Origin of the sequence: Streptomyces sp. NPDC058307, assembly GCF_042880295.1 — a bacterium.
Taxonomy (GTDB): Bacteria; Actinomycetota; Actinomycetes; order Streptomycetales; family Streptomycetaceae; genus Streptomyces.
Window position 1 is genome coordinate 1 of sequence record NZ_JBHVYZ010000139.1, and the last position, 4495, is coordinate 4495.

The window sequence follows — 4495 nt, forward strand, 5'->3', positions numbered from 1 at the left end:
GCCGACGGCTGGGGCCGTCGGCGGTCCGGTTTTTGGGCGTGTGGATCTTCGGTTGCTATGCCGGGGGCTGATGGTTCGACTGCGGACTACTGCTGGCTTGTGAGGAAGCTCTCAGGGTTCGGTGACGTAGCCCTTGGGGGTCCAGGTGCCCAGGGGCTTGGTCTTGACGGCGGGTGGGCCGGCGGCGCGGTCGGTCGTCGTGGAGAGCGATCGAGTCGGCCCAGGCCCTGAGCTTGCGGCGGTTGGCGTGGGCCAGTTGGAAGGCCAGCAGGAGGGCCTGGGCGGCGATGCCGCGGATGCGGCGGGTGTCGGCGTCTTCGAGGCGTTCGTAGAGGGGGTCCTTGGCGTAGCCGTTGATGCCTTCGATGCTGTTGCGGAGCCGGAAGTACACGCGCTGCCAGGCTTCGGAGCCGTACTGGAGGGGCTGCCAGAGGTTGGCGCCGGCCTCCGGCGGGACGGTGACTGTCTTCTGGCTGCAGCAGGGAGGCGAGCCCGCGGGGCTGGGATCGGGGTCTACGAGGGGCAGATGGATGCCGCGGCCAAGGGCGTAGGCCTTGAGGGGGCACTGGGTCCGGTTGGCCTCGGCGGGGCACATCACGCGGCGGTGGCCTTCGGCGTCGGGCCGCTGCTTGAGCATGAAGAGGTAGGCGGCTCGGGCGCGGATGCGGTCGATCCAGGTCTGCTTGTCGATCTTCTCGGCGATCAGGTCCTTGGTGGCGTCCTTGAGGGTCTGGGGCATGGAGGGGCAGTACCAGTTGCCCTCGACGAGTTCTGCGCCGGCGAAGCCGGCCTGGACGCCGAGCTGGTCCTTCGCGTAGTCGTAGACGGGCTCGTAGCCCATGGCGCGGATGGGGAGCTGGAAGTTCTCCGGCTTCTGGTCGTTGTAGGCGCGGTCGCCCGCCAGGTATCCGCGCGGGAGGCTGTCGTCGATCTGCTGGAGGGCCTCGACGGCGACGTGGCCGGGGCGGTGGGGTAGCGGCGCAGGCCGGTCGGCTGGCGCATCTCGTCGCCCGTGAAGAGGGCGCAGCCGGGAGGCCCTGCGGGCAGAAGGCGGTCCCATACCGCGCTCGCCCTGGACGCTCAGCCGCCCCTGGAAGAGATCGGTGACGACCGGACCGAAGCGCAGGTCTTCGAGGTTCCCCACCTGGGGCGAGCCTGGCAGTTCGCCCTGCGAGGCCGGGACACACGCCTGGATCCGGGCCTGCTGCGACCGATCACCTTCAACGACAAGGCGGCACAAGGACGCACGGACCTCGTCCACATCCACCTCGGCCATGTCCTGATGCAGCGGGCCACCCGCACCCTGCGCAGCGCTGTGTTCAGCGTGAACTCGCAGATCAACCGGGTCAGCGCAGTCGTCGCTCCCGGTCTCACGGAGTCGTGCGTAGCCGCTGTGTCCCGGCTGGTCCTGGTTGGCCGTGGAGGTCTGCGGCTGCACGAGGAGGTGTTCCTCACCGGCATTCGATTGCGCGGGCTGGCGCTGGCCGAAGCCAAGGTCGAACAGATACTGGATGTGACTCTGGACGCCGACAACCTGGAACTGGCCGACGAGCAGGTAGGCGCCCACCTCTCTCGGCACCGGCATCCTGGCGCGTCCATCGCTGCGTTGAGCAGCACGTAGCCCCTTGCACGCTTGATGGGTTTGAGAACTGCAGATCAGGTGGCTGCCGTCGGCGGTTCGACCAGTTCGAGTCCGCCGCCGGGCAGGCTTCGCCCGGACATTCCGGAACGCAGCAGCGGAGTCTCCTCCCAGGCCGGCAGTGCGCGCCCGGGGCGGCGGACGGTGTCGAAGGGGAGCGCGCGGCCGGCGGCGCAGAGCTCACCCGTCTGCCCGTCCGCCAGCGGCCGGCCTCGGTCGTCCACCACACTCACCTGCACCTGGGGCACCGGAGCGCCGAGCGTACCCACCCAGGACGTCGCCCCGCCGGCTGGCGTGAACTCCCGGGAGACCCAGGGCAGGGCGCCGTCCACAGGGGCGAAGTCGGCACGCAGCCGGGTGCCGGGCAGGGCCGTGAAGTGCCGGGCCACGAGATCGCTCGGTACGGGCCCGCCGACGAGCTGCACCAGCCGCGGCCGGACGGGGAGGACGTCCACGAGGGCGTCGTACTCCTCGGGGCTGAACACGGCGGCGGACACCATCCCGTCGCGTTGTGCCGACGTTCCCGTACCCGGCAGCGTGCGCAGCGATCCTCCGCCGGCGAACGCCCACCACATCGCGGACAACGCGCGCGGATCGGCCGGCGGGCCGGCCACGAAGACCCGGCGCGGAGCGGGGCCCGCTGTCCGGATCCGCTCAGCCACGGCGAGTCGCCAGGCGTAGTGGTCGACCAGGTGCCCGGTGAGCCCATGCCGGCCCCCGTCGTGGACCATTAGGTAGGCGGCTTCCCTGGGGTGCGAAAGGGGCAGTGCCGGTTCCAGCCGCTGAGCGGTGATCCGCCGACGGGCCTCCTCGTCGTCGAGCGAGAGGATGGTGTGCCGCCGCGGCCAGGCTTCCTGGGTGGAACGGCTGCACAGGATGGTCGAGGCGCAGCTGACCGCGGCGACACCACGGAGTTCCGATCGGCCGAGACCGTGCGCGGCGGGCACACACACACCTCCCGCCTTCAGGACGGCCAACTGCGCTATCAGCGCTTGCCGGTGGTCGTCGCAGTGGATGATCACCGGATCGCCGAGCTGGACCCCACTGTGCACCAGGACCGATGCCAGCCGTGCGGCCCACGACTCGGCCTTGGCGAAACTCAGTTCGCCGCGGGCGTCCTGGACGGCGACAGCGTCCGGGTTGCGCTGGGCCACCTGGGCGAACAGGGCGTCCAGAGTGTTCAGCGACGGCGAGAGCGCCCGTTCTGCAACTGCGGTGCGCGCACCAGGACTCGCGGGACGTGTCGGGGGGAGGGCGGCATAAGGCGTACGCACTGCGTGCGCTCGGCGGGTGGCCAGGGCGGGATCGGTGATCACTGTGCTTCCTCCAGCTCAGGAATGAACCCACCCCTGTTCTCCACCGGTGAAGTCCCTGATGCATGCCCGTCCCGCCTCTGGGCGGAATGCGAGGCGGGGAATGCGAGGGCGGGGACCGGGTGGGGATGTGAGGCGGGGACTATGAATCGATCGCCCCGGGGCCTGACTTCGCCGACTGGACGAAGGCCAGGGTTTCCGCGAGGTTCTTCCAGATCTCCGCGGCGAGATCCATGTTGGACGCCTCGTGCGCCTTGCCGGCCAGCACCTCGATGGCGCGCACCCCGGCCTCCACCTGCCCGGAGATGATGTCGAGCAGATGGACCAGTACCTCGAACCGGATCATGTCGCGGAACTCGAGCTTCTTTGCGTCGGGGCGGATCTCCTCGCACAGGGTGCGTGCCGCGTCGAGTTCCCCCGCCTGGAAATGTGCATGGGCGCGGATCGTGCGGAACTCCAGGTACTGCCCGGCGTCCCCGATCAGGGCGAGTGCGGGCTCGACCTCCTTGAGGATCTGCTGGGCGTCGGAGAGCCGGCTGGGGTGCATCTGCAGGTAGAGCGACGCGGCGGCGAAGCGCAGCCGCATCCACAGCCGGAGGTCGTCGGCGCTGCTGCTCAGTGCCAGTGCCTCGGCCAGCCGGGCCGCGGCGGCCGCGTGGTTTCCCTGCCGGACGTACACGCTGGCAGCGGTCCACAGGGCTTCGACCCGCATGGTCCGCGTGGTGTGCTTCGAGAGCACCTCCAGGTCCGCCACGTACTTCAGCGCGTCGTGCAGCCGGCTCGTCTCGGCCTCCGTGGAGATCAGTACCATGAGCGCGCGTACCGTGTCGTCTCTGGGCACGTCATGCTCGATCGCGGTGGAGTAGGCGTCGTCGGCACAGGCGTTGGCCGCCTTCATGTCACCGACCGAGCGGTAGAGGCGTGACACCAGAACCAGGGAGCGGACACGCAGCTCGGGGATGCCGCTCTCCTCGGCGGTCTGGAGCAGCTCCTGGCCCAGGGACAGCTGACCCTCGTGCGTGGCGCCCTCCGACCGGATCCCGGCCAGCGACCACAGGGCCAGCCACCGCAACGGCAGGGACAGATCGGTCTGGTGGTATGCCAGACGGTTCAGCACCTCGCCGACCTGGCCTTCGCCGTCGGGCGTCGCGGTGATCGCTCTGACCAGGGCCGCGACCGGCGCCTCGTCCGCGACCGGCGGGCCGTCGAACGCGGACGGGGATACATCGAGCCGTTCAGCGAGGTAGGCGATGATCTTGGGGGTGGGCGGCCGGGCACCGGACTCCAGGCGGGAGAGGTAGCCGGCGGAGATCTCGTCGCCGGCCAACTGCGCCTGGGACATGCCTTGTTCCTGCCTGAGTGTTCGCAGTCGCTTACCGAAGTCTGACTGATTGGCCACCACTGAACCCCTTCCTTGCCACGTGCATGGGGGTGGGGGGGGGCGGGGGGGGGCGGCAGCCGCCCCCCCCCCCCCCCAAAAAAAAAAAAAAAAAAAAACACCAAAAAAAAAAAAAAAAAAAAAAAAAAAAACAAAAAAAAAAAA

At 69.1% G+C, this 4495-nt stretch carries 4 protein-coding genes; 1 reads left to right on the top strand and 3 read right to left on the bottom strand.

Annotation, left to right across the window (positions count from 1 at the left end):
• Positions 1-55: 55 nt before the first annotated feature.
• Complete coding sequence (locus tag ACFVYN_RS41020; protein ID WP_390007943.1) at positions 56-1144, bottom strand: hypothetical protein; 1089 nt, start codon at positions 1142-1144, stop codon at positions 56-58.
• A 138-nt stretch (positions 1145-1282) separates the two neighbouring features.
• On the opposite strand from ACFVYN_RS41020, the gene ACFVYN_RS41025 reads away from it, so the two are divergent.
• Positions 1283-1621 (top strand): hypothetical protein, encoded by a 339-nt coding sequence (locus ACFVYN_RS41025; protein WP_390007945.1) that lies wholly within the window; start codon positions 1283-1285, stop codon positions 1619-1621.
• A 35-nt stretch (positions 1622-1656) separates the two neighbouring features.
• On the opposite strand, the gene ACFVYN_RS41030 is transcribed toward ACFVYN_RS41025, so the two are convergent.
• Positions 1657-2955: an AMP-binding protein gene (locus tag ACFVYN_RS41030; protein WP_390007948.1), complete on the bottom strand. Its 1299-nt coding sequence runs from the start codon at positions 2953-2955 to the stop codon at positions 1657-1659.
• Positions 2956-3094: 139 nt separating this feature from the next.
• A complete protein-coding gene (locus ACFVYN_RS41035; RefSeq protein ID WP_390007950.1) occupies positions 3095-4354 on the bottom strand; it encodes a helix-turn-helix domain-containing protein in 1260 nt (419 codons plus the stop codon).
• Positions 4355-4495 lie beyond the last annotated feature (141 nt).